We start from the raw sequence: 25,437 nt of genomic DNA on the forward strand, positions 1-25,437 counted from the left end.
GCGGGGCTGTGTTCAAGCCACCGGTACTGGAGAAAAGAAAGCATGAGCAACTGGTTAGTAGACAAACTGATCCCTTCGATCATGCGTTCCGAGGTGAAGAAAAGCTCGGTTCCTGAAGGTCTGTGGCACAAATGCCCATCCTGCGACGCGGTGCTGTATCGCCCGGAGCTGGAAAAGACCCTGGACGTTTGCCCCAAGTGCAACCACCACATGCGTATTGGCGCCCGCGCCCGTATCGACATCTTCCTGGATGCCGATGGCCGTAATGAACTGGGTGCCGACCTGGAGCCGGTTGACCGTCTCAAGTTCCGCGACAGCAAGAAGTACAAGGACCGCCTGGTCGGCGCGCAGAAGCAGACCGGCGAGAAAGACGCGCTGATTTCGGTCAGCGGCAAGCTGCTGGGCATGCCGGTGGTGGTTTCGGCCTTCGAATTCTCCTTCATGGGCGGTTCCATGGGTGCCATCGTCGGTGAGCGCTTTGTTCGTGCTGCCAACTATGCCCTGGAAAACCGTTGCCCGATGATCTGCTTCGCCGCCTCCGGTGGTGCGCGTATGCAGGAAGCCCTGATTTCCCTGATGCAAATGGCCAAGACCTCGGCGGTACTGGCGCGTCTGCGTGAAGAAGGCATCCCGTTCATCTCCGTGCTGACCGACCCGGTCTACGGCGGCGTGTCTGCCAGCCTGGCAATGTTGGGCGATGTGATCGTTGGCGAGCCAAAAGCCCTGATCGGTTTTGCCGGCCCACGCGTGATCGAGCAGACCGTGCGGGAAAAACTGCCGGAAGGCTTCCAGCGCAGCGAGTTCCTGCTGGAGCACGGTGCGATCGACCTGATCATCCCGCGTGGCGAACTGCGTCCGCGCCTGGGCAGCCTGCTCGCGCAAATGATGGGCCTGCCGACGCCTGTGTACATCGCGCCTAAGGTCGAGCCGATCGTCGTGCCGCCGGTGCCTGCAAACCTATGACCCAACGTACCCTGGGCGAATGGCTCGCCTACCTTGAGCAGTTGCATCCGTCCGCCATCGACATGGGCCTGGAGCGCTCGCAACAGGTAGCGGCCCGCCTCGGGTTGGGCCGGCCGGCACCGCGTGTGATCACGGTAACCGGCACCAACGGCAAGGGCTCCACCTGTGCCTTTGTCGCCGCGCTGTTGCAGGCCCAGGGCCTCAAAGTCGGCGTGTACAGCTCGCCGCACCTGCTGCGCTACAACGAGCGGGTGCAGCTCAATGGCGTAGAAGCCACTGATGCCCAACTGTGCGAAGCCTTCGCGGCCCTGGAGGCCGGGCGTGGCGACATTTCCCTGACCTATTTCGAGATGGGCACCCTGGCGGCGTTCTGGCTGTTCGAGCGTGCGCAACTGGATGTGGTCGTGCTGGAAGTCGGCCTCGGCGGGCGCCTGGATACTGTCAACGTGGTGGATGCCGACCTGGCCCTGGTGACCAGCATTGGTGTCGATCATGCCGATTACCTGGGCAATACCCGCGAATCGGTGTCTTTTGAAAAGGCCGGGATCTTCCGTCAGGGCCGTCCGGCGCTGTGTGGTGACCTGGACCCGCCGCAACCTTTGCTCGACAAGGCCCGCGAGCTGGACTGTCCGTTCTACCTGCGCGGACGCGAATTCAACCTTGAAATCGGTGCTGCCCATTGGCAGTGGCGTGGGCAGGATGCGCGTGGCCAACGGGTAGAGCTGCTTGATTTGCCGCTGCTGAACCTGCCGATGGAAAACGCCGCGCTCGCGCTGCAAGCCTATTTGCTGCTGGACCTGCCGTGGGATGCCGCGCAGATTGCCACGACCTTGCTGGCAACGAAAGTGGTGGGGCGCCTGGATCGCCGAACCTTCGACTGGCAAGGCAAGCGCCTGAGCCTGATGTTGGATGTAGGCCATAACCCCCATGCTGCGCAGTACCTGGCTCAGCGTCTGGCGCGTACCCCGCTGGCGGGGAATCGCCTGGCGGTGTTCGGGTTGTTGGTCGACAAGGATCTGGACGGCGTGGTTGCGCCACTGCTGGCCAGCGTCCAGTCTTGGGCCGTTGCGCCGCTGGATACGCCGCGCAGCCGTCCTGCGGTTGAGTTGGAAGCTGCCTTGCAGAACCTTGGCGCGCCGGTGACGTCGTATGCAAGCGTCACTGCCGCCCTGGAGGCGCAGTGCGCGGTAGCGACGGCCGAGGACGAAATCCTGTTGTTCGGATCATTTTATTGTGTTGCCGAGGCGCTTGAATGGCTGGCCCGGCGCTCCACGGAGGAAGCTGCACATGGCATTACTGGATAGCGCATACAAGCAGCGAATGGTCGGGGCCCTGGTGCTGGTGGCGTTGGCGGTAATCTTTCTGCCGATGCTGTTTTCCCGTCAGGACGAACAGCGCCAGGTGGTGGTTGAAGCTCCCGCTGCGCCCCAGGCGCCGGTGGTGCCGCAGGTTCAAGTCGAACCAGTGGTTGTGCCTGAGCCTCAGGTGTTGCCGGAAGAGCCTGTGCCCGTCGAGGAGGAGGTCGCCACACAGCAGGCGCCTTCACAGGCCCCTTCGATGCCGGTGCAGCCAAGTGTGCCGGTGGTCAAGCCAACGCCAGCCCCGGCTGTCGCCGCCAAACCGGCTGCACCGGCGCCTGCGCCCAAGCCGGTAGCGCCGCAGCCTGCGGCACCGGGTAAGCCGGATGTGGGGCAGAGTCGCATCGACCCTAATGGCCTGCCGGTCAGTTGGTCGATCCAGTTGGCCAGCCTGGCCAACCGCGAAAGTGCCGACGCCCTGCAGAAAAAGCTGCGTGCCCAGGGGTATAACGCCTATATCCGCAGCGCCGACGGCAAGAACCGGGTGTTTGTGGGGCCGCTGATCGAGCGTGCCGAGGCAGATCGCCTGCGCGATTTGCTGGGCCGTCAGCAGAACCTCAACGGGTTTGTAGTGCGTTTCCAGCCCGAGCGCGGCTGAACCACTGCCGGCTTTGGCTGGCAATACGGTCTGAATGTGGGAGCTGGCTTGCCTGCGATGGCGGTGGTTCAATCGACAAAAATGTCGAATATACTGCCCTCATTGCAGCATAGGTATCTACACAACTGTGCAGTTCGCCACAGCCACCGGTAACCACGATGCGAAGCGAGTCGCTCTTGATCTTGATCTGCTTTTGATCTTAAGCGCCCCGTTAAATCACGCTGGCGGATTACGGGCACACCGAGCCTAAGCGAGGTGCCGAGTGGTGGGGCAAGAGCCTTTTTGGTTACTTTTGGCTGGGCCGGCATTCCGGGCTCTTTTCCAAAAGTGACCCGCTGTCAGAGCGGAACCCTAAGTGGCCGTTACCGCAGGAATGGATATGTACACAATCCAACTGCGTCGCCTGTCAGGCCGCCTTCGCGAGCAAGCCCGCTCCCACAGTTGGATCGTGGGGTGTCAGGCAGATAGGTGTCGGCTGTCAGGCCGCCATCGCAGGCAAGCCAGCTCCCACATTTAAATCGCGGCGCGTTAGTTAGAACTGCGTCGTCTGTCAGTTCGTCATGGGAGCAAGCTCCCTCGCCACAGGTTCAGCTTCGGTCCTAAGCTGTGTAGATACAGCTCCCACATTGGTTTGTGCTGGGGTTGAAATGCGATTGGCCCGTCACAATCTATTGATTTGCAAAGCACCCGCAATCACCGCTTACCGATAGCCCGGCGCTCTGCTAAAATGCGCCGCCTTATCCGTACGTAGGCTGCACTGTGCCATTTACCTGGGTTGATTGGGCGATCGTTGCAATCGTCGCCATCTCCGCTTTGATCAGTCTGAGCCGCGGCTTCGTAAAAGAAGCACTGTCGTTGCTGACCTGGATCATCGCAGGAGTCGTAGCCTGGATGTTCGGTGGTTCACTGTCGGTCTACCTGGCCGGGTACATAGAGACACCTTCGGCTCGCGTCATCGCGGGCTGCGCCATCATGTTCATCGCCACGCTGTTGGTGGGGGCAATGGTCAATTATCTTATTGGCGAGTTGATACGTGTCACCGGCCTGTCCGGGACCGATCGATTTCTCGGCATGGCCTTCGGGGCTGCGCGTGGCGCGCTGCTGGTGGTCGTGGCGGGCGGGGCGTTGAGCCTGGGGCCGGTACAGCAGGATTCGTGGTGGCAGGAGTCGGTACTCGTGCCAAAATTTCTATTGGTTGCAGACTGGTCCAAGAACCTCATATTGGGGTGGAGCAGTCAGTGGCTGGCCAGCGGAATCAGCGTACCCGCTGATCTTCCGTTCAAGGAACACCTCTTGCCGGCGCAAACGCCTCAGTAAGCTGTGTTCAGTCAAGATTCATTAAGTAGGGGTTGCGTCGCATGTGTGGCATCGTCGGTATCGTCGGTAAGTCGAACGTCAATCAGGCGCTGTATGACGCGCTAACCGTCCTCCAGCACCGCGGCCAGGACGCTGCCGGTATTGTGACCAGCCACGACGGCCGGTTATTCCTGCGCAAGGACAATGGCCTGGTGCGTGACGTGTTCCATCAGCGTCACATGCAGCGCCTCGTCGGGCACATGGGCATTGGCCATGTGCGTTACCCGACTGCCGGTAGCTCGACCTCGGCCGAAGCTCAACCGTTCTACGTCAACTCGCCTTACGGCATTACCTTGGCGCACAACGGTAACCTGACCAACGTTGAACAGCTGGCCAAGGAGATCTACGAATCTGACCTGCGCCACGTCAACACCAGCTCCGATTCGGAAGTGCTGCTCAACGTGTTCGCCCACGAGCTGGCCCAGCGCGGCAAGCTGCAGCCGACCGAAGAAGACGTGTTCGCCGCCGTGATCGACGTGCATAACCGTTGCGTCGGTGGTTATGCGGTGGTGGCGATGATCACCGGTTACGGCATCGTCGGTTTCCGCGACCCCCACGGCATTCGCCCGATCGTGTTCGGCCAGCGTCACACCGACGAAGGCGTCGAGTACATGATCGCCTCCGAAAGCGTTTCCCTGGACGTGCTGGGCTTCACCCTGATCCGCGACCTGGCGCCGGGCGAGGCTGTCTACATCACCGAAGACGGCAAGCTGCACACCCGCCAGTGCGCCGTAGCCCCGAAACTCACCCCGTGCATCTTCGAACACGTCTATCTGGCGCGTCCGGATTCGATCATCGACGGTGTCTCGGTCTACAAGGCGCGCCTGCGCATGGGCGAGAAGCTGGCCGAGAAGATCCTGCGCGAGCGTCCCGAGCACGATATCGACGTGGTCATCCCGATCCCGGACACCAGCCGTACCGCTGCGCTGGAGCTGGCCAACCATCTGGGCGTCAAGTTCCGCGAAGGCTTCGTGAAGAACCGCTACATCGGCCGTACTTTCATCATGCCCGGCCAGGCTGCGCGCAAGAAGTCGGTACGCCAGAAGCTCAACGCCATCGAGCTGGAGTTCCGCGGCAAGAACGTGATGCTGGTGGATGACTCCATCGTACGCGGCACCACCTGCAAGCAGATCATCCAGATGGCTCGTGAGGCCGGGGCGAAGAACGTGTACTTCTGCTCTGCGGCGCCCGCGGTGCGTTACCCGAACGTGTACGGTATCGACATGCCGAGCGCCCATGAGCTGATCGCGCATAACCGTTCGACTCAGGACGTGGCCGACCTGATCGGCGCCGACTGGCTGATCTACCAGGACCTGCCGGACCTGATCGAAGCGGTTGGCGGTGGCAAGATCAAGATCGAGCAGTTCGACTGCGCCGTGTTCGACGGCAAGTACGTCACTGGCGATGTCGACGAGGCCTACCTGAACAAGATCGAGCAGGCGCGCAACGACTCGTCGAAGATCAAGACCCAGGCAGTCAGCGCGATCATCGATCTGTATAACAACTGAGTAAACACCGGCCCTGAGGGGCCGGTTTTGTATCTTAAATAAAGAATTGAATAAGGAGTCGCAGCATGAGTCAGGAATGGGATGCCGGTCGGTTGGACAGCGACCTCGATGGCGTAGCTTTCGATACCCTGGCTGTGCGCGCCGGCCAGCACCGTACCCCGGAAGGTGAGCACGGCGACCCGATGTTCTTCACCTCCAGCTACGTGTTCCGTACTGCCGCCGACGCCGCTGCGCGGTTTGCTGGCGAAGTGCCGGGCAACGTGTATTCGCGCTACACCAACCCGACCGTGCGTGCGTTCGAAGAGCGCATTGCGGCCCTGGAAGGTGCCGAGCAGGCCGTAGCGACTGCCACCGGCATGGCGGCCATCCTGGCCGTGGTGATGAGCCTGTGCAGCGCCGGCGACCATGTGCTGGTATCGCGCAGCGTGTTCGGCTCGACCATCAGCCTGTTCGAGAAGTACTTCAAGCGTTTCGGTGTTGAGGTGGACTACGTGCCCCTGGCGGACCTGTCCGGTTGGGAGGCGGCCATCAAGGCCAATACCAAGCTGTTGTTCGTCGAGTCGCCGTCCAACCCGCTCGCTGAGCTGGTGGACATTGCTGCGCTGTCCGAAGTCGCGCATGCCAAGGGCGCGATGCTGGTGGTGGACAACTGCTTCTGCACCCCGGCCTTGCAGCAACCGCTGAAGCTGGGTGCGGACATCGTGGTGCACTCGGCAACCAAGTTCATCGACGGCCAGGGCCGTTGCATGGGCGGCGTGGTGGCTGGTCGCAGCGAGCAGATGAAGGAAGTGGTGGGCTTCCTGCGCACTGCCGGCCCGACGCTGAGCCCGTTCAACGCCTGGATCTTCCTCAAAGGCCTGGAAACCCTCAGCCTGCGTATGAAAGCCCATTGCGCCAACGCTCAGGCCCTGGCCGAGTGGCTGGAGCAGCAGGACGGTATCGAGAAGGTGCATTACGCCGGCCTCAAGAGCCACCCGCAACACGCCTTGGCCCAGCGCCAGCAGCGTGGTTTTGGTGCGGTGGTGAGTTTCGAGGTGAAGGGCGGCAAAGACGGCGCCTGGCGCTTCATCGACGCGACGCGCTTGATCTCCATTACCGCCAACCTGGGTGACAGCAAGACCACCATCACGCACCCGAGCACCACCTCCCACGGGCGCCTGGCGCCGCAGGAGCGTGAAGCGGCCGGCATCCGTGACAGCCTGATCCGCATTGCGGTGGGCCTGGAAGACGTTGCTGACTTGCAGGCAGACCTGGCCCGCGGGCTGGCGGCCTTGTGATCGAGTGGTCCATGGAGGCCGCAGCGGCCAGTAACGGGCGCGTGGCGCTGGTGACGGGCGCGGCGCGAGGCATTGGCCTCGGGATTGCCGCGTGGCTGATCAGTGAAGGCTGGCAGGTGGTGTTGACCGACCTGGACCGCGAGCGCGGTGCCAAGGTGTCCAAGGTGCTGGGCGATAATGCGTGGTTTATCACCATGGACGTGGCCGACGAGAAGCAAGTGGCCCAGGGTGTCGCCGAGGTGCTGGGGCAGTTCGGGCGCCTGGATGCGTTGGTGTGCAACGCGGCGGTGGCCGACCCGCGCAATATCACCCTGGAAAGCCTCGATCTGGCGTACTGGAATCGTGTGCTGGCGATCAACCTCAGCGGGCCGATGCTGTTGGCCAAGCACTGCGCGCCTTACCTGCGTGCCCATGGCGGCGCTATCGTCAACCTGGCCTCGACTCGAGCGCGTCAATCCGAGCCTGACACCGAAGCCTATGCGGCCAGCAAAGGTGGATTGTTGGCCCTGACCCACGCCTTGGCCATGAGCCTGGGTCCGGAAGTTAGGGTCAATGCGGTCAGCCCTGGCTGGATCGACGCCCGTGACCCCGCTGCGCGGCGTGCAGAGCCGCTCACCGACGCCGATCATGCCCAGCATCCGGCGGGCAGGGTCGGTACGGTGGAGGACGTGGCGGCGATGGTGGCCTGGTTGCTGTCACGCCAGGCCGGGTTCGTCACCGGGCAAGAGTTTGTGGTGGACGGTGGCATGAGCAAGAAGATGATTTACAGCGAGTAGGGCCGGTAGCCGTCTTGAAGTGATTTTGTCTTTTTCAGAAAAACTTCAAGCAGGCTATTGACTTAGGTCCGCTACCTGCGTAAATTTCGCGGCCTCAACGAAGCAAAGGGTGATTAGCTCAGCTGGGAGAGCATCTGCCTTACAAGCAGAGGGTCGGCGGTTCGATCCCGTCATCACCCACCACTTCTTGAGAGTTTTGCCTCAGGGCAAGACGCAACGTTAAAGGTTGCACCGACGCGCAGCGGTAGTTCAGTCGGTTAGAATACCGGCCTGTCACGCCGGGGGTCGCGGGTTCGAGTCCCGTCCGCTGCGCCATATTTTCCAGGTTCGATGTGTCGGGCTTGAGATTGAACAGCCAAGGCTGATCGGTCAGATGTTTAAAAGGTGGTTGAGGGTTCATGCTCAATCAGCCAAGCGATACGCAGCGGTAGTTCAGTCGGTTAGAATACCGGCCTGTCACGCCGGGGGTCGCGGGTTCGAGTCCCGTCCGCTGCGCCATATCTGCCTCAAGGCCCACTGAACGCCTTGAAGCACAAGGAAAGCCACTGGCTCACCTTGATCCGATAGCAAAGACCCTGGTCGAAAGACCGGGGTTTTTTGTGTCTGGGGTTTGAAAAAAGCCTCATCTTCTTCGCTACCACCAGCGCTCATTATCGGCAAACGGCCGACAGATCATTTCGATTCTGTCGGCCGTTTTGCGTTCTTGTGTCAAAAAATTTCAATGTGGTTATTTGCCGCAGGCGCAGAAACCTTTAAAGTTAACCCTTCGGTCAACTTTGCACTGTCATCATGGCCTTTTGATTCGTCGAGAAAGGCTTCTGCAAGTCTCCAGATTCGGTGTACTTAACCATAAGGGCGGATTTATAACCGCTCAGAGGATGATCCATGTCCAACCGTGAAATAACCCGGCGCTCGTTCCTCCAGGGCGGGCTGGTGGCGGGTGTGAGTGTCACGCTTACGCCACTTAGCACCCAGGCGCTGGCTGCCTTGATGGAAAACAGCGTGACCGTGCCGTCTGAAAAGTGGCTCGGTCATAACGGCAAGGCGCGCCAGCGTAACGATGCCTTGTCGAAAGTCTGCGGCAGCAAGGTGTTCGCCCGCGACATCCGTTCCAAGGACATGCCTGGTTGGCCCCAGCAGCAGGGTCACGCCATGTTGCTCAAAACCATCAAGGCCGACCACATCTACGCGGGCTACGACCTGTCGTGGCTTGGCGCCGAGCTGCAGCCGGACCGTATTGTCACCGCTGCCGACCTGGACAAGGACGGTATCGTCTTCCCGGAAGAACATGCGCCGGACCCGTTGCTGCCCGAGGGCAAAGTGCCGATGTTCATCGGTCACCCGGTGGCGATCCTGATCTGGAACGACTTCGAGCGTTTCCGTCAGGCCAAGAACAAGCTCAAGTTCAATGACAAGGCGATTCGTTACGGCGCCAAAGTGCCGTATTACGAAGGCGACCCCTACGGCAGCTTTCGCTACGTGCGCGTGGGTGGCCCGACCTCGGCCGACGAAGACGAGTTCGCCAGCCTCAAGGATTCGATCCTGTTCCCGATGCTGAAAAACCGTCGCCCAGTGTGGAATTCCCAGCCGAACCTGCACGGCAACCTGACCGAGCGCGGGCTGTTCTACGCCGAGCGCATGAAGAGCCAGATCAACACACCACCGGACAACTGGCTAGTGTTTGACGAGCGCTACAAAACCCCCTCGATCGAACCGGCCGCCATGGAGCCGGACAACGGCAACGGTTGGTACGATCCTGCTACCAAGACCCTGCACTTCGTGGTGGCCACCCAGTGCCCATTGGAAGTGGCGACCGAGACCGCCAAGATGATCTCGCCGTCGCGCTTCGGCCTGGCCCACCTGAACATGCACCCCGGTTACACCGTGGGGTACGGTTCCAAAGACCACAACATTTTCGTCTACTACGCCGCCCTCGCTGCGTTGTATGGCGCCGGTGTGCCGGTGCGTCTGGCCAATGATCGTTACGAGCAATTCCAGAGCGGCATCAAGCGTCACCCGTTCGATATTCGCTATCAGTTGGCGGTCGACAAAAACGACCACAGTTTCAAAATCTTCCTCGCTGACATGAGCGTCGACGGCGGTGGTCGGGTCAACTACAGCCCATCGGTCGCTGCGGTCGGCGCCACGGCGGCGCAGTCGATCTACTACATGCCGCAGAACGACCTGCAAGTCACCGCATACCATTCCCGTGGCGTTGAAGCCGGTTCGATGCGTGGCTACGGCACCCTGCAAAGCATGGCGGCGACCGAAATGATGGTCGACGAAATCGCCGGTCGCCTCGGTGTAGATGCCATTGAGCTGCGGCGCAAGAACGCATTGCGTTCGGGCATGAAAAACACCCAGGGTGCGATCCCTGCCGGTGCGTTGCGGCTGCACGAAATTCTCGACAAGGCCGCCGTGCACGACGTGTGGAAAAACCGCGACGCGATCAAGCAACAACGCGAAGCTGCGGACCCGGATAACTGGTATGGCGTTGGTTTCGCCATCTGTCAGAAAGACTTCGGCACCGGTTCCGAAGCGCCGATGGCCAGTGTTGAATTCAACGCTGAAGGTCGCATCAGCCTGCGCCACATCGGGATCGAAATCGGTACCGGTATGTCTACCTCGCAATCGCTGGTCGTTGCCGATTTCCTTGGCAGCCCGGCACACGAAGTGAAGACCGGCGAAACAGAGTGGAAGGAAATGCAGCTGATCACCAGCGGCAACCCTTACATCATGAGCCAGGCCGAGCAGGACAACCTGCTGCGCAACCCGCGTTGGGTGGGCAAGCTCGCTTCGGCGTCGTCCGCGACCAACTCGGCGTACTACTTCAGCCACGCCACCCGTGAAGCGGCGCGTGTGCTGTTCAACCACGGCCTGTGGCCAGCGGCGCTGGAGATCTGGCGCCAGGGCCCGTTCGGCGGTCAGGCTAACCCCTATGTGGTGCGCCGCGAAGACGCGCATTGGGTGGACGGCAAACTCACCGCCAACGGCATGCAGCCGTTGAGCTTTGAAGAGCTGGCCAAGCGTGCTCACGAGCGCGGCCTGGTCACCGCTGCCACGGTCCACGGGTTTAACCGCTGGAGCTGGGCCGAGGCTGAGTACAGCATCGACGGCGTGCGCGAGCGCCTGCCGCTCGACGGTCTGGCGGTGAAATACGGCGACGGCGCACCGAAAGCCAAGCAGGCGCTGATGAGCGCTGCCGGTTTCCACCTGCTCGATCGCCAGAACGTCAGCTATCCCGCCACCCAGTTGAATAACGCTGCGGTGACGTACTACAGCCCCGTCGCCACGTTGGTCGAATTGAAGGTCAACAAGGGTTCAGCGCAGGTCGAAGTGCTCAATCATCACTCGTGGGTCGAGTGCGGGCGTGTGCTGGTTGAAGAGTTGGTCAAGGGCCAGCTCGAAGGCGGTGTGGCCATGGGCATCGGCCACGCCTTGATGGAAGAAATGCCGTTGTACGAAGGCGGGCCGGGGGAGGGCGACTGGAACTTCAACCGCTACCGTCTGCCGATGGCGCGTCACGTTGCCGTGTGGAAACAGACCTCAGAGATTCTGCCGGCGCTGTCGCCAAGCGACCCGTCCAAAGGTATCGCTGAAGTGGTGATGATCCCGATTGTCGGGGCCATTGGTAATGCGGTGGCACACGCCATCGGTAAACGTGTTCGCGACCTGCCAATCACGGCTGCCCGCATCAAGGAGGCCCTCAATGGCTAACCGTCCGCTTCAACTGACCCTCAATGGTCAATCCGTCGGCCCGGTGGACATCCCTGATGACCTGCCGATGATCGACTACCTGCACGAGTACAAGAACCTCACCGGCTCGCGGCTGGGCTGCGGCCAGGGCATTTGCCACGCCTGCGTGGTGATCGTCGACAACCCGGACGGTACCAGCGAAGAAGTGCGCACCTGCATCACCGGTGCGCATTACTTCGAAGGCAAGCAAGTGCGCACCATCGAAGGCCACGCCAAGCGCGATGAGTCGGGCCAGGTTACCGAGCTGAACCCGATCCAGCAGCGCTTCGTGGACGAGTTCGCCTTTCAGTGCAGCTATTGCGCGCCGGGCTTCGTCAATGCGGCCACCGTGTTGGTGGAGAAACTGCAACGCCAGCCGACCGTGCACAGCAAGCTGGAACAAGTCATCGAGGACAGTCTCGGTCATCACGTCTGCCGTTGTACCGGGTACGTGCGTTATTACAACGCCACCCGCAACGTGCTGACCGATCTCGGCCTGGTCAAGGGGGGTTAAGCATGAAGCTTTTTCTGACCCGCCTGGCCTTGGCGGTCGGCCTGGCCGCGCCGGTATTGTTTGCCCACGCTGATGATCAAGCCAAGCGCGGCGAATACCTTGCCCGCGCCGCTGACTGCATGGCGTGCCACACTGCACCGGGCGGCGCGCCGTTTGCGGGCGGCCTGCCGATTGTCTCGCCGTTCGGCACCATCTACGGCACCAATATCACGCCAAGCAAAGAGCACGGCATTGGCTTGTACAACGATGACGAGTTCTTCGCCGCGTTGACTGAAGGCAAGCGTCGCGACGGTGCGTACTTGTACCCGGCGATGCCCTACACCTCGTACCACCTGATGCCGCGTGAAGACTCGGACGCGATTCATGCGTACCTCAAAACCATCGAGCCGATCGAGCGCGCAGCGCCGGTGACGAGCCTGAGCTTTCCGTTCAACGTGCGCCTGGGCCTGATGGGCTGGAACGTGCTGTACGGCAAAGCGCTGAAACTTGAACCGGCCCAAGGCAAGAGCGAAGCCTGGACGCGCGGCCAGTACATGGTCGAAGTGCTCGGCCACTGCGGCGAATGTCACACACCACGTGGTCTGCCCGGTGCGATGGAGCTGGACAAGCGCCTGACCGGCGGCATCCTCAATGGCTATTTGGCGCCCAGCCTGCTCGCCACGGACCTGGCCGCGCGCGGTTGGAATGAGCAGGACCTGGCCACGTTCCTCAAGCACGGCATGAGCGCCCAAGGCACGATGTTCAACGAGATGTTCCCGGTGTTCCACAACAGCACCCAGGGTCTGAGCGATGCGGACCTGGCTGCGATGGCGACCTTCCTGCTCGGCGATAAACCGCCGGCAGCCAAGGCGTTGGTCGAAGTGCCGGTGGACCAGCTCGGCCCGAGCGCTCAGCGCGGCCGCCAGGAATACCTGAACGTCTGTGCCGGTTGCCATGCCGCCGGTGGTGAAGGCAAGCCGCACATCGCGGTGGCGATGCGCGGCAACACCACGCTGCGTCTGGAAGACCCGCGCAACCTGGTGCGGGTGATCGAGGACGGGATCGGTGAGCAGAAGTTCTCCGGGTTCGAGCACATGCAACCGATGCCGGGCTTCGCTGGAAAACTCAGCCCGGTGCAACTCACCGACCTGATCAATTACCTGCGCCAAGGCTGGGGCGGGCAATCGGCGGAGCTGGCGGGGAGCGACGTGCAGAAGCTGCAGGCTGAGGCGCCGTCCATCGAGCACAGGGCGCACTGACATGCAGCATCTGGATCTGCAGGTGATACGACGGGCGCTGGCGTGGTCGGTGGCGGAGCAGCGCATCTGGCTCTGTACGGTGCTGGCCACCTACGGCTCGGCTCCGCGTGCGCCGGGTTCGCTGCTGGCGGTGAACGCCGCTGGGCAGTGGATTGGGTCGTTGTCGGGTGGTTGCGTCGAGGAAGACTTTCTCGAACGCGTCGCCGACGGTGCGTTTCTCGATGCGGTCAACGTGGTGCGCTACGGCGCAGGGGACGATCCGCGCTCGCGGGTCAGCCTGCCCTGTGGCGGCATTCTCGATGTATTGGTTGAGGCGTTCGAGCCTGACTGCGAGGTGCAAGCGCACCTGCGTGAAATGGAGTCGGCGCTGCTCGGGCAGCGCCGCTTGATTCGCCAGGTGGACCTGGCCAGCGGGGCGCGCAGCCTGTTCGTTGATCGCGAACAGGGGGCTCGCATCGAGCGTGACAGTGAGCGGGTGCGCATTCGCGTCGGTGCGGCTCAGCGTCTGTTGCTGGCCGGGTACTCCAGCGTGGCGCAGGCGTGTGCCGAGTTTGCAGTCGGCCTTGGGTTCGAAGTGGTTCTCTGCGACCCACGCGATGAAGTGCTCGAAGGCGTGGTGCTCAATGGCGTGGAGATTCGTCGCCAGTTGCCGTCGGTGTTTATTGCCGACGGCGGCTGTCACCGTGATACGGCGGTGGTTGCGCTGACGCATGACCCGCGTATCGACGATCTGGCGATGATGGAAGCGGTGCGTACCGACGCGTTCTACATTGGCGTGATGGGGTCGTTGCAGACCTCGCAGAAGCGCTTTGAGCGACTGCGTCGCATCGGTGGGTTGGGGGAGCCTGAACTGGCGCGGATACACGCGCCCATCGGGCTTAACCTGGGGAGCAGGACGCCGTCGGAAATTGCGTTGGCGGTATTGGCTGATATCGTGCGGATTCGTAGCGGGATTGCTCGCGACCAGCTCTGAAGCGCAGCCCCTGTAGGAGCGAGCTTGCTCGCGAAAAACTCACCGTCGCCGCGTTCATTCAGAACAAGCGCGTTATCGTTGACGTTTTTCGCGAGCAAGCTCGCTCCTACAGTGTCTACATCCCGAATTTATCTCGCAGCCCGTAGTACCAAGCCCCCAGTGCCGCAAACGGCGTGCGCAACATTTGCCCACCCGGGAACGGGTAATGCGGCAAGCCCGCAAACGCATCAAAACGCTCAGCCTGACCTCGCAAGGCCTCCGCCAGTACTTTGCCTGCCAAGTGCGTGTACGTCACGCCATGGCCGCTACAGCCCTGGGAGTAATAGATGTTGTCGCCAAGGCGGCCGACCTGCGGCAAGCGCGACAGGGTCAGCAGGAAATTGCCGGTCCAGGCGTAGTCGATCTTCACGTTCTTCAGTTGCGGAAATGCCTTGAGCATTTTCGGCCGGATGATCGCTTCGATATTGGCCGGGTCCCGCGCGCCATACACCACGCCGCCGCCGAAGATCAGGCGCTTGTCGCTGGTGAGGCGGTAGTAGTCGAGCAGGTAGTTGCAGTCCTCGACACAGTAATCTTGTGGCAATAAAGTCTTGGCTACTTCATCGCCCAGTGGCGCCGTGGTGATCACTTGGGTGCCACACGGCATCGACTTGGCCGCCAGCTCCGGCACCAGATTGCCCAGGTAAGCGTTCCCCGCGACGATAATGAATTTGGCCCTGACCCTGCCCTCGGCGGTGTGTACCACCGGATTGGCACCGCGCTCAATGCGCACCGCTGCCGATTGCTCATAGATCGTGCCGCCCAGGGATTCCACGGCCGCGGCTTCACCGAGCGCCAGGTTGAGCGGGTGGATATGGCCACCGCTCATGTCGAGCAAGCCCCCCACATAGTTGTCACAGGCCACCACTTCGCGGATGCGGCGCTCGTCCAGCAACTCCAGTTGCGTATGGCCGTAGCGCTCCCACAGCCGCTTCTGCGATTCCAAGTGGCCCATGTGCTTGCTGTTGAGGGCGGCGAACACGCCTCCGTCCTTCAAGTCGCACTGGATCTGATACTTGGCCACGCGCTCACGGATGATCCTGCCACCTTCAAACGCCATCTGCCCCAACAACTGCGCCTGCTGGGGCCCAACGCTGCGCTCGATCACGTCGATATCGCGGCTGTAACTGTTGACGATCTGCCCACCGTTACGACCCGAGGCACCAAAACCCACCTTGGCGGCTTCCAGCACCGTGACGCGAAAGCCGTTCTCCAGCAAAAACAGCGCACTGGATAGCCCGGTATAGCCAGCCCCGATCACACACACATCGGTCTCGACTTCACCTTGCAACACAGGACGGGGCGGAACTGCATTCGCAGAAGCGGCGTAATACGACTGGGGGTAGGGGGTGTTCGCCATCCTGGAACCTCTGTTTTATATTTTTTACGAGTGCGCCGATCCTACCTGAGTTGAAAATTGCCTGCCAGCCACCCGAAAATCACAGGTGTACCCGTCGCAAATAAAAAATTCGCATATTCATAGGGTTAGCTGCAAAAAAGATGTTGACACCCATTCGGAATTCCGTAGAATGCCGCCTCACAGCAGGCACGTAGCTCAGTTGGTTAGAGCACCACCTTGACATGGTGGGGGTCGTTGGTTCGAGTCCAATCGCGCCTACCAAACAAAATCCGCTCTGCTGGGCGGTCTGGAAGGGCTCACCGAAAGGTGGGCCCTTTTTTGTTGCCTGGAATTCATGCAGAACGTTCACAAAATATAGGCTTCATTCACACTGAGCAATGTGAACGCCTGCAATACCTGTTCTGACCTGTGATTTTTCTACATTTCGCATGAGGGGGCGGTGAGGTGTTGAGTTGTCGAGTGTTCTTGGTGAGCGTGTGATGTGTTGGCGGCTAGACAGGCGTTGTCGGAGTCGTTAGCGTCCATGCTATCTTGATCATGGTGCATGGTGCATGGTGCATGGTGCATGGTGCATGGTGCATGGTGCATGGTGCATGGTGCATGGAGTAGGAATGGACGTACTGAAACAACTGCAGTCCGATCTGGCTGCGTTTGCTGTCGAGAGGGACTGGAATCAGTTCCATGCCCCCAAGAATCTAGTGATGGCATTGTCCGGTGAAGTGGGGGAGCTTACAGAGCTCTTTCAGTGGCTCACAGCTGAACAGAGTGAGCGCGCTGCTCTCTCCGATGAGGCAGTAAAGGCCATTGAAGAAGAGATAGCCGATGTTCTACTTTACCTGCTGAGACTGGGAGATAGGCTACAGATCGACGTTGCAGCAGCGGCTCAAGCCAAAATCAAGTTAAATGCCGAGAAGTATCCCGTAGATAAGTCTAAGGGCAATGCTGTTAAGTACTCAAGGAGAGAGGAATGACTGCCGCAGTTGTGTATCAGCCTTGCTCTGATTCAGTTGCAAGGAAGAATCTTCAGAACACCATACTCAACCCCATTTTTCTTGACGATATCGAGCACCTTCTTGATCCTGCGCTTGGTTCGATACTGCGAGCAGAGAATCCCTCCGGCAAGCTGTATATCTGGGGGCTATCGCCCAGCAATACCGAAGCTGCTTGGCTGAGGATGGCTCCAAACGATGTAGTCATCTTCAACGTCCAGGGAGTGGTTACAGTAGCCTCGAGGTTCACTCATCGCACCCGTAATCGAGACCTTGCCCTTCATCTGTGGGGTTTAAAAGACGTCAGTAAGGGCACCACTTGGGAGAACGTTTACTTCGTCTCGGATGTACGTCATGTCTCTATTCCATATTCTGACATCCTCCTCTGCACCGAAAGCCAGCCTCGTATGTCTTTCAATCGCTTTTCCGAGGCAGACAGTGCAGCGATTATTGATCGCCACGAGAGGCTTCTTTACGAGCTTGCTGATGAGCCTATAAGTCTCGAAGATGCTCGCGCTGAAATTAATCTCCAGGTGGAGACGGACGGTTCTGCTACGAGACCTACTAGGAATGAGCACCGCTTCATCGTGAAGCACCTCTTTAAAGGCTTGGCCACTGGTACATGCTGCATCTGCTTAAACGAATATCCCCGCAACATGCTGGTTGCTGCGCACATCAAAAAACGGGCTTCCTGTGACAGAAAGGAAAAGCTAGATATCGAAAATATTGCAGCTCCTATGTGCCGTATGGGATGTGACCCACTTTTTGAGTTCGGATATATTTCGGTAAAGAATGGGATGGTTGTTAGGCATCCATCCCTCGAAGCGCCTGCGGCTATATCGAGTTACATTGATGGTGTGTTGGGTAATTTCGTACCTGCTTGGAGCCAGAAAACGAAGAAGTATTTTCAATGGCACCGAGATACGCACGGCTTTGAGCCCGCTGAAGCTTTGGAGCTCCTAGAAGCCTAGCTGCATGGCTGAAACTTACTCATGTTTTCATTGCCTTTAAGTGGCAAAAAAGGTTAGCTGTAGACTTAAAAGAGTTGGAGGAAGCTGGTAAGAAAACGACACTTCCTCTAACGTTAGCCTTCACAATTTGTCAGTGGAGAAAGCAAAAAGAAATGAAATTCAGAAATGCCTAGAAGCCTTCGCACGGGGTTTATGTGTCTGTCGATGGTATAGGTCACTAGCTTAAGCTTTTATTTTAAAATCATCATGCTTTATATGTCTTTATCGCCAAAACTCTACCATTCAATACATTTAAATTTTAACTGCCAAGAAACATGGAGTTAATCGGGCGTATTTGCCCCAGGCAGTATTCAGTAGCTCGATATTTGAAAAGGTGAGCCAGTTAGCGTCAAGTGGTTGTTAGCTTTCTGGCTCCAGCTTCTTCTTAATCGTTTTTATTTGCGTTTACTTGCTGACTCTCGTCTGTTTCCATCCACTAAATATATAGATGATGTTTCTTGGTCTGCTTCAATTGCCTCTCTTCTCATTCGTTGTACTTCATTGTATTTTTGGCCTAAACTGCCTACGTCAATAACTAAATATACTCCAACCTTGGTGTCTTCGGCTTTTTTGTATATTTCAAGTTGCTTGGTGTAGCCATGGACTAAATCGTTTGTTGAGAGCTTTATTTCTACTACGATTCTAGTATTAAAGCCAAACGAAAATTTAAAGTCGACTGGACCGTTTCCAGTATCGGCTTCGGGAGTTACGTCTAAGTTGTTGGCTTTGCAGTATGAGTATGCAATAACAAAAAATAGCCTTTGTGCGGCTTTTTCTCTGCGAGGTTTTTTGTCGTCAGACCAGAGCTCCTTCCAGATTCCTTTATTCTCGACTAATTCTTGGTATTGTTTAATTATTGTGTCTACTAATTTTTTTGCTTCTTCAAGGTTAATTATGTTTTTCAGCGTGCCAGTTACTATTAATGGGTGTTGGTCTGCAATATCCTTCAGTCGCGTCCAGAATGCCTCTCCATTTCGATCTGCATCAAAGTTGTAGGGGGTTTTTGGAACTTCCTTCAGTAATTCAAGTATCTGCTCAAACGACTCTTTGCTTCTAAGTGCATTGTCTCGGAGTGCTTGCTTTCTTCTCTTTGACATAGTGGCCCATACTTTCCCTATGCCCCCGCTCACTTTTTCACGATACTCTTCAGTTTCTCGGGCGATGCGGGAGATATCACTCCAGTCACTGGCTATTGGTAGATCTCTAACAATATCTCTTGGGACAAATATCAAAGGATCTTTGGAGTGAGGGTTTTCAGGGAGGTAGAATATTTCATCTTTGATCTTGAATGGTTTTGTTGGCAATTTTAACTGGTTGTTCTGTCTTATGGTAAAGTCTATTAGGTTGGGCAGTATTATGTTAGTAGTCATGTCGCTTATTCTGTCAGGACCTATTCCCTCTTCAAATAGTGACAGTCCCATGAAAAAGTCAATATCGGTAATTCCTAAGGCTACTATTTGAGCCGCAGTTTCTAGTGTGCTAGAAGTGAGCTCTGGCCCAAATCCAGATCCTCTCACAGATGCGCTATAGCCTAGACAAGTCCAACTCACTTCCGAAAAGTTGAAAAGCTTTTCTGCTTTTCGCCAAGTGAGATCGCCTTTTTCTTTTGAGGCGGCGAGCAGCTTAATTATAAATTCGAATCTTTGTTCATAAGCTGTTGCGGCCCCCGTATTTATTTCTTCGTGCTTACTTTCTGGTAGGAGTAAAGGGTCAATGAATAAATTTGTGTCGACAGTGAGTTGGGTGTCGATGATGTCTAACTTTTCGAACTCCTTGGGATCAATGCCGAATTCGCTAGATATTGTCTCTAAACTTGTGATCTTGGCCATCGCAACCTCCTGTTGGTTAGTCTATCATCCACATATATATCCCCAATACGAACAAAAATCTACTACTAATAGCTCCAGTCGGTAGCATATTTACAGTTGGCTAACGAATTTAACTGCTGCTCAGCAGAACACCGAAACAGTCGTGTTCGTCGTTTCAGCGAATTATCCACAGTGTTGATATTGGTGCTGGCTGGCCTCTATATATTTTTTCGTAAAAAAAGCCCGCATATGCGGGCTCGGCTAAGTTTAGTTTTTTTGATTGCTAAAAATCATTATCGCCTTGTCTATTTTCTCTTCGTCGATGAAGGTCTTCTATAAACATGAAGTTAGCATACATAACGCTTACTACAGCTGAACCTTGAAGGATTGTTAGAAAAACTGCTCCTCCCAGAACCAGTGATTTTACAAGTTGTATATGCTCCTTGTATAAAGGCGTGGATGACGCAAGAATCTTAACTAAGAAAACAAGGCATAATGCGGACGCTACGAATGCAGATTTCATTATGCATCCGACAATTGACTCTAACCTTCTGGTATCTTCTAAGGTTTGAGTGAAGTCGGCGTTTTTAATTTTATTTGGAGCTTGTAAGCGTAGTATTGCATTTGGATAAATGAATGCAATCCAAATACCCATTATTGTAAAAACCATACCAGATATGGCGAGTATATTATTTCCGTAGTCTTTGAAATCCGAGTAAGAATAAGTTAGCCCATAATAATAGGCTAGCCATGTCGCTACAGCAGATATAATAAGTGCTACGACAATCTCTTTCATTTAGAAGTGCCTGTTTTTGTCGCTCGCATATCTTTAAAAATTGGGGAAAGATAGCGGGAGCGATTGGCCGAAAGCGTCTGATATAAATACTTGGCGTCCAGTATATCATTACCGTCATCGTTTATGGAAAAACTCTCTGAGTGTCTGTATTGCTTGGCCCAAACCGTCCTGCCATTATCCAAAATAAATCCAACATCGTCTCCATCGCTGCTATCGCTTGTAGAGCCAAATTTTTCTATAATATCTCGAATTTCTTTAACCGTTGGTCTCGCCTCTACCGTAAGCTCGACTTTACGGCTTTTTGAGTCATTATTAGATGCGTAGGGTAGAATAATTTCACCGAATGTCTTGACCCATCCTTTGCGCTCATCTTTCACGTTGAGAGAAACAGTTTCACGCCTTATGATGTGTGTAACTCTTTTCCCAAGTTCCTGTAATGGCGCTGATGATGTAGAAAGGGTCCTAAGGCTAAGATCAAATTGATAATAATATTTGAACGGGTGTTCTTCGTCATTAGGAAACTGAAGTCTTACAAGTCCAGTGTCAGTAGTGACTTTTTTAAATTCTGGGAGTTCTACCCTGAAATTCATGCTCCCCGTGACCCAGTCCTGAAACATATTTGAGTCACATCTAGAGTTTTCGAATTTAATTGAAGCAATGCATTGAGCTTGTGGGATTACCCAGTAATAGCACGGTCTCCCCCAAACCACTTTACCTTTTCTTGGTTTATCGGCTTGTTTTATTGGCTTCTGATCTGGCTTTCCATCTGCGTCTATGGTCATACCATATAGCGGGCCATGTTTGTCATTCTCTCCTTTCCATAAGACAAGCAAATAATCACCAGTTGCCTCGTCAAAATGTACCTTGTGGCAGTAACATGGTGTTTTGTTTCTGTTTTTTTTAGGGTCCCAAGGGTTGGTGGTTTCAAACGACCTCGTTTTCGCCCATTCGGTTAGCTTTTCAAAAGTTTCAGGTAATGTTAAAGCTGTTGGTTCTTTTCCGCTAAAACTATAAAGTCCACACTTGTCGACATTGAAAAAGTTTATATGGCCGCTTTGAAGCATTTTTAAAGTCCTTTTACCAGAGAGTGCTCGATCACGATGGGCATAATCGAAAGCTAAGAGTGTCTGAATTTAGCACTGGTGATGACAATGCGCCAGTATCGTCTAGAGCTCTTCTTGGTTGACGCTTTCAAAAAGCGTTATGACGCTCAGCCTATCCTTGCCGTTGCTCGATTTTCTGAAAAAATTTTGATCATCCGACTAGAGTGAATTTTCAAATTCTTCGATTAGCTCTATCAGTTCAATTCCCAAGACTTTGCACAGATCTCGAAGCTGCACGATGTCTAGTCGCCTCGATCCAGTTTCAACATCACTCATGAACGACTGTGGGCGCTCCAGCGCTTTTGAGCAGTCGGCTTGTGTCATTCCCGATTCTTTTCTGTGCTTCTTGATTAATGACAGAAGGACATCGTACTCACGGCGATAGATGGTTTTGGGCATGGTCGGCTGGTCGCAAAGGGTGGCCTCGCACGCTATATCTGGTTTTCAGATATCTGAATTTGGGATAATCTGCTCTTTCTCAGCTTGTGATCATCAATTTCAAGGAAAATCGCTATGCGGAAATTTGGGTATTTCGTGCTCGTAGTAGGGATGCTTTGCATAGTCGGTGCATTGGCTATGGATGTCTCGGTATCGGCGGGGGCCGGACGAGTCAACAACATTGGCTTGATGGCCGAACGGCAAAACTTCATTCTCATCGGCGGACTGATGTTTTTAGTCGGTGTAATTATGACTGTTGCAGGAAAGCGCCAGGTGGAGGTCCTCGGTAGCTTCAATGATGGTAGGGCTTGTCCAATTTGCGCTGAGACTATTCGATGTGCAGCTGTGAAATGTAAGCACTGTGGATCAGATGTGGACAGCGTCAACAGTGGCGGGAGGTGTGACGCGAATGTAGTGGTAGAGCCTACGGAAAAGGAGAAAAGAATGCTTTGGATCGCTCGTGGTGTTTTGTACTCCATTTTTGCAGGCTTTATCGTTTTCTCTTTACTAGGTAGGTGATGAGCCCTGATCCCCAGAAGTCGGAGTTAGCTTTCAGTGTTTAGGTGGGTGGTGATGTTGGTGCAAATCCGCTATGGATATTGGTCTGATGAGTTTGACGGTCTGGGGTTCCAGCGGGGGTGTCCATCTACAGATTCGCTAAATCCGATGAGAGTTGGCACGGATGAATGGCCATGAGGGCTGCTGAGAGCTTGTCTTGGCAGTTTTGAGTGAGGGATATCAAACTACAAATGCGCTTACACTGGGGCAAAGGTGTGACGAGCTGTCACGAGGTCGGCCCAGTAGAACGCTACAGAGCATCCTCTTTGGTAGGGAGTGTGAGGGCCAGTTTCTGCAGCACTCGCTTCACTTGCATAGATGACCATGTACCGCCCCTGCTTGTGGTGATGCCCTTTCCATTTAGGCAATCAGCCACCTGTTGCAGTGTGCGACCGCCCTTACGGATACACAGGTCTATTGGATCACGCACTGATTCTTGCCACGAACTCACACGATCCTGAATGGCTTTGTTGGCCTTAGCCCGGTTCGTAGCGGTACGACCTTTTTCTAGTGCCGCAGTACGGCGTGCAATCTTTTCAACAGACTGTATGTCACCATCATCAGCACGAGCCTGTAGGGCTGCCAGAGCTTCTTTTGTACGACTGGCAATGAAGGATCGCTCCTGCTCAGCCAGTGCAGCGAACAAGTGAAGTTGGAACTTGTCGGCCTGTGGCATGGTCGCCACTTTGAAGTCCATCGTCTGATCCAACAGCCGGGCGATGTGGTGAACGGAACGTGACAACCGGTCCAACTTGGCAACTACCAGCTTTGCCTTCGCCTGTTTGCACAGGGATAAAGCCTTGGCACCTTCTGGACGCTCTTCGATTGCCAACTTACCCGACACGACATCTACGAACTCGCCGATAATGTTCCAGCCGTTCTGTAGGGCTGCACGAGTGATGTACTCACGTTGAGCTTCAAGACCCAGTCCACTTTCACCCTGCCCCTGGCTCGACACACGGCAGTAGCTCACTACGTCGATAGTATTGGTGGTCATGTCTTGACTCCTGAAAATCTCTCTAGAAGCAATTTTAACATTTATTGAATGGTCGTTCTAGGTTTGTTATATCTGTTCTTGACGAAGAAGTCTGATCGCACTGGCGATCCCTTCGGCGTTTGAGTCGAGGACTTGCAAAGCTGACACGGCGTTGTCTGCCACATCCACAGAGCCACGTTCAGCCACCCACTTGGCGAGTTCTTCGATAGCAGCACCAATGCCGTTCTGACTGATCACCAGCAGCTCTAGGGCGTTGGCTATGGCTTCGTTCTGTTCTGACATGGCTGTCGTCCTTGTTGGGTGAACAAAGATCGTAGCTTAGGGGTTACTAAATGTCGTGTATCGGCACTTGCCATGAGATAGACAAACCGGACATGGTTAACGCCAACACCTTGTGACGGCATTGCTACGCCGTTTGTGCAAAGGTCTGTGATGGATGATTATCCAGCGTTGGCTAGTGACTCGTTTTCCTCTCGTTTTCACCTGTTTTTCTTTCGCCTGTGATGAAATTGCAGAGAATGTTACGGGAATGCTTAACCTGAATTGCTCAGAGACCTGTAAAAATGCGGGCTGGAGCAGTTGTTTGCACAATAAGTCGTCACATGAACGACCAGGATGATCCTGTTGTGATCCGTGTTTCATCACCTGATTTAACCCTGTTGCAAATGTTGACTATATTGCAGATGTGAAAAAGCACCTGTGACGCGGTTAGCGCAACAGAGGCTGATAAGGGTGGTGGTGTTGGTGGTATTGTAAAAGCTCTCAGAAAGGCTCGTAGGAGCTTGCAGCGTGTATTTGGTTGTTACGCTGGAATATCTAAAGGTTTGAACAATTCATTAACTTCTTTATCGATTTCAGTCAGTCGTTTTGCTTTCGCGTCCTCAATTTTCTTTTGTTCTTTCAATTCGGCAGACTGGATGAGTTGTTGGCGTAGCATGTCTTGATAACGAGCACGCTCAGATTCAAGAAACTGAACATACTTCGTCTTCTCATTCACTCGAATTTCAGCAATGTCCTGAGTCTGTGTTGCTTCTGGCTTGATCATCCAGCAACCGTATTTGAGTGCTTCAAAGCTGATAAGTTGGTTGCGTGCAATACGGTGGCCTTCAGCAGTCTTTGCTGATACCAGTTCCAAGAAATCATACGACAATGGTGCCGTGACATAAGTCATTGATTGCGTAGTGTTGTGATACACCTGAATCCAGCCTGCTACACGGCTTTCAAACTCTGCATCATCCCACTTTGGTGGAACGCCATTTACGGTAATCTTATCTGTCTTGATGTCGGTAGTGGTATTGGTCATGTTTACTTCCTCGTTTGTTGTGAGATACGTGCTTTCATCTTGGTTAAGATGTCAATGCGATATTGTTCATCGTTCGATAGCTTTGGTTTTATGACGTCATCGCTGGTAGTTACCTTGTTCATCTTGGTAATGGGGTTACCACCGGGAATGCTGGCGAGCAGTTTGTTAACCTGCAGTTTGCTCTTCAAAGCGATTAGTCAATTGCTTTGGTTGTTCTGGTTGTTGCGTTACTTGACTTGGTTGCAACTGTGCTTGACGGTTCAAATCAGGATGTTTTCAACATTGCTTGTTAATTTTTTTCGCTTTTGTTTTTGAACAAGTGCTTGTGCTTGCCTTGCTGCTCTTCTTTCTTCTATATTTGCGTCAACTCTCGTGCGCTTGTTAACAACATCTAATAGTCGTGCAATCTCTCGTTCAAGTGCTTGTGCTTGTTTCTCTTTAGTTGTCATTTGTATTCCTCTTGAGCTAGGTGCAGTGCTGAAATACCATGTTCTGTTGTCAGTTGGTCGATGACGTCAGTGGCACGACGGTATTCTGCTTTATTACCTATCGCGGCTGCTGTCTGCTTGAAGTAAATGTAATGTTTGATTTGCTGAGTCGCCAAGAGACGCTCAAGGTCGTACGTAGTGAGTAAGTTCACTATATTCATTGTGGGTTTTTCCTTTTGAAGAGTTAATTGTAGAAATAGGCTGGCATATGGTTGATTTAGTACTTTACATGCCCAGTTTATGTGGCTTGTA

General features: G+C 55.3%; 23 protein-coding genes and 4 tRNA genes. 17 read left to right on the forward strand and 10 right to left on the reverse strand.

All coding sequences use genetic code 11. From position 1 onward, the window contains the following. The first annotated feature begins 42 nt into the window (after positions 1–42). From accD to CER19_RS11880, 14 genes are all read left to right on the forward strand, one after another. Complete coding sequence (gene accD, locus CER19_RS11810) at positions 43–963, forward strand: acetyl-CoA carboxylase, carboxyltransferase subunit beta (RefSeq protein ID WP_003192545.1); 921 nt, start codon at positions 43–45, stop codon at positions 961–963. Further along, positions 960–2,267: a bifunctional tetrahydrofolate synthase/dihydrofolate synthase gene (folC, locus tag CER19_RS11815; protein WP_116666548.1), complete on the forward strand. Its 1,308-nt coding sequence runs from the start codon at positions 960–962 to the stop codon at positions 2,265–2,267. Before accD ends, folC begins: the two co-directional genes overlap by 4 nt. Continuing rightward, complete coding sequence (locus CER19_RS11820) at positions 2,251–2,919, forward strand: SPOR domain-containing protein (protein WP_116666549.1); 669 nt, start codon at positions 2,251–2,253, stop codon at positions 2,917–2,919. Before folC ends, CER19_RS11820 begins: the two co-directional genes overlap by 17 nt. 759 nt (positions 2,920–3,678) lie before the next feature. Next, positions 3,679–4,236, forward strand: a complete 558-nt coding sequence (locus CER19_RS11830; RefSeq protein WP_116666550.1) for a CvpA family protein — start codon at positions 3,679–3,681, stop codon at positions 4,234–4,236. A 41-nt stretch (positions 4,237–4,277) separates the two neighbouring features. Next, the gene (gene purF, locus CER19_RS11835) at positions 4,278–5,783 is read left to right on the forward strand and encodes an amidophosphoribosyltransferase (RefSeq protein ID WP_003192537.1); all 1,506 of its coding nucleotides are present in this window, start codon (positions 4,278–4,280) and stop codon (positions 5,781–5,783) included. A 65-nt stretch (positions 5,784–5,848) separates the two neighbouring features. After that, positions 5,849–7,060, forward strand: coding sequence for an O-succinylhomoserine sulfhydrylase (locus tag CER19_RS11840; protein WP_057977625.1), 1,212 nt, complete (start codon positions 5,849–5,851; stop codon positions 7,058–7,060). Positions 7,061–7,071: 11 nt separating this feature from the next. Beyond that, positions 7,072–7,836 carry an SDR family oxidoreductase gene (locus CER19_RS11845; protein WP_116666551.1) on the forward strand — a complete coding sequence of 255 codons (765 nt, stop codon included), beginning with the start codon at positions 7,072–7,074 and terminating at the stop codon, positions 7,834–7,836. 107 nt (positions 7,837–7,943) lie between these two features. Continuing rightward, a tRNA-Val gene (locus tag CER19_RS11850) sits at positions 7,944–8,019 on the forward strand. Between the two features lie 55 nt (positions 8,020–8,074). Then, positions 8,075–8,151: transfer RNA gene (locus tag CER19_RS11855), tRNA-Asp, on the forward strand. A gap of 106 nt (positions 8,152–8,257) precedes the next feature. After that, a tRNA-Asp gene (locus tag CER19_RS11860) sits at positions 8,258–8,334 on the forward strand. Between the two features lie 387 nt (positions 8,335–8,721). Beyond that, positions 8,722–11,553, forward strand: coding sequence for a xanthine dehydrogenase family protein molybdopterin-binding subunit (locus CER19_RS11865; RefSeq protein ID WP_116666552.1), 2,832 nt, complete (start codon positions 8,722–8,724; stop codon positions 11,551–11,553). After that, on the forward strand, positions 11,546–12,085 hold the full coding sequence (locus tag CER19_RS11870) for a (2Fe-2S)-binding protein (protein ID WP_116666553.1): 540 nt from the start codon (positions 11,546–11,548) through the stop codon (positions 12,083–12,085). The genes CER19_RS11865 and CER19_RS11870 overlap by 8 nt, the downstream gene beginning before the upstream one ends. A 2-nt stretch (positions 12,086–12,087) precedes the next feature. Next, positions 12,088–13,323 carry a cytochrome c gene (locus CER19_RS11875; protein ID WP_116666554.1) on the forward strand — a complete coding sequence of 412 codons (1,236 nt, stop codon included), beginning with the start codon at positions 12,088–12,090 and terminating at the stop codon, positions 13,321–13,323. Between the two features lies 1 nt (position 13,324). Next, the gene (locus CER19_RS11880; RefSeq protein ID WP_116666555.1) at positions 13,325–14,296 is read left to right on the forward strand and encodes an XdhC family protein; all 972 of its coding nucleotides are present in this window, start codon (positions 13,325–13,327) and stop codon (positions 14,294–14,296) included. 115 nt (positions 14,297–14,411) lie between these two features. Here the strand turns inward: CER19_RS11880 and CER19_RS11885 are convergent, their stop codons facing one another. Continuing rightward, positions 14,412–15,695 carry an FAD-binding oxidoreductase gene (locus CER19_RS11885; RefSeq protein ID WP_116666556.1) on the reverse strand — a complete coding sequence of 428 codons (1,284 nt, stop codon included), beginning with the start codon at positions 15,693–15,695 and terminating at the stop codon, positions 14,412–14,414. Between the two features lie 184 nt (positions 15,696–15,879). On the opposite strand from CER19_RS11885, the gene CER19_RS11890 reads away from it, so the two are divergent. The 3 genes from CER19_RS11890 (at position 15,880) to CER19_RS11900 (ending at position 17,655) form a co-directional block, all read left to right on the forward strand. Beyond that, positions 15,880–15,956, forward strand: a tRNA-Val gene (locus CER19_RS11890). A gap of 350 nt (positions 15,957–16,306) precedes the next feature. Continuing rightward, entirely contained in the window at positions 16,307–16,666 is a 360-nt protein-coding gene (locus CER19_RS11895) for a nucleotide pyrophosphohydrolase (protein WP_116666557.1), read from the forward strand. Then, positions 16,663–17,655, forward strand: coding sequence for a hypothetical protein (locus CER19_RS11900; RefSeq protein WP_116666558.1), 993 nt, complete (start codon positions 16,663–16,665; stop codon positions 17,653–17,655). Before CER19_RS11895 ends, CER19_RS11900 begins: the two co-directional genes overlap by 4 nt. 434 nt (positions 17,656–18,089) lie before the next feature. Here CER19_RS11900 and CER19_RS11905 read toward each other — a convergent pair whose 3' ends face one another. From CER19_RS11905 to CER19_RS11940, 9 genes are all read right to left on the reverse strand, one after another. Beyond that, positions 18,090–19,523 carry a hypothetical protein gene (locus tag CER19_RS11905; RefSeq protein ID WP_116666559.1) on the reverse strand — a complete coding sequence of 478 codons (1,434 nt, stop codon included), beginning with the start codon at positions 19,521–19,523 and terminating at the stop codon, positions 18,090–18,092. A 262-nt stretch (positions 19,524–19,785) separates the two neighbouring features. Then, positions 19,786–20,298, reverse strand: coding sequence for a hypothetical protein (locus tag CER19_RS28590; protein WP_133298330.1), 513 nt, complete (start codon positions 20,296–20,298; stop codon positions 19,786–19,788). Beyond that, positions 20,295–21,362, reverse strand: coding sequence for a hypothetical protein (locus CER19_RS28595; RefSeq protein WP_133298331.1), 1,068 nt, complete (start codon positions 21,360–21,362; stop codon positions 20,295–20,297). Before CER19_RS28595 ends, CER19_RS28590 begins: the two co-directional genes overlap by 4 nt. A 198-nt stretch (positions 21,363–21,560) precedes the next feature. Further along, a complete protein-coding gene (locus CER19_RS11910) occupies positions 21,561–21,800 on the reverse strand; it encodes a helix-turn-helix domain-containing protein (RefSeq protein ID WP_116666560.1) in 240 nt (79 codons plus the stop codon). An 847-nt stretch (positions 21,801–22,647) separates the two neighbouring features. After that, complete coding sequence (locus CER19_RS11920) at positions 22,648–23,394, reverse strand: recombinase family protein (protein ID WP_256660426.1); 747 nt, start codon at positions 23,392–23,394, stop codon at positions 22,648–22,650. 66 nt (positions 23,395–23,460) lie between these two features. Beyond that, positions 23,461–23,676 carry a hypothetical protein gene (locus CER19_RS11925; protein WP_116666562.1) on the reverse strand — a complete coding sequence of 72 codons (216 nt, stop codon included), beginning with the start codon at positions 23,674–23,676 and terminating at the stop codon, positions 23,461–23,463. Between the two features lie 520 nt (positions 23,677–24,196). Then, on the reverse strand, positions 24,197–24,697 hold the full coding sequence (locus CER19_RS11930; RefSeq protein WP_116666563.1) for a hypothetical protein: 501 nt from the start codon (positions 24,695–24,697) through the stop codon (positions 24,197–24,199). 260 nt (positions 24,698–24,957) lie between these two features. Beyond that, positions 24,958–25,146 carry a hypothetical protein gene (locus tag CER19_RS28600; RefSeq protein WP_133298332.1) on the reverse strand — a complete coding sequence of 63 codons (189 nt, stop codon included), beginning with the start codon at positions 25,144–25,146 and terminating at the stop codon, positions 24,958–24,960. Continuing rightward, positions 25,143–25,346, reverse strand: coding sequence for a hypothetical protein (locus tag CER19_RS11940; RefSeq protein WP_116666565.1), 204 nt, complete (start codon positions 25,344–25,346; stop codon positions 25,143–25,145). Before CER19_RS11940 ends, CER19_RS28600 begins: the two co-directional genes overlap by 4 nt. Positions 25,347–25,437 lie beyond the last annotated feature (91 nt).

The sequence above is a fragment of the Pseudomonas sp. GL93 genome (assembly GCF_003408955.1).
GTDB classification, from domain to species: domain Bacteria; phylum Pseudomonadota; class Gammaproteobacteria; order Pseudomonadales; family Pseudomonadaceae; genus Aquipseudomonas; species Aquipseudomonas paracarnis.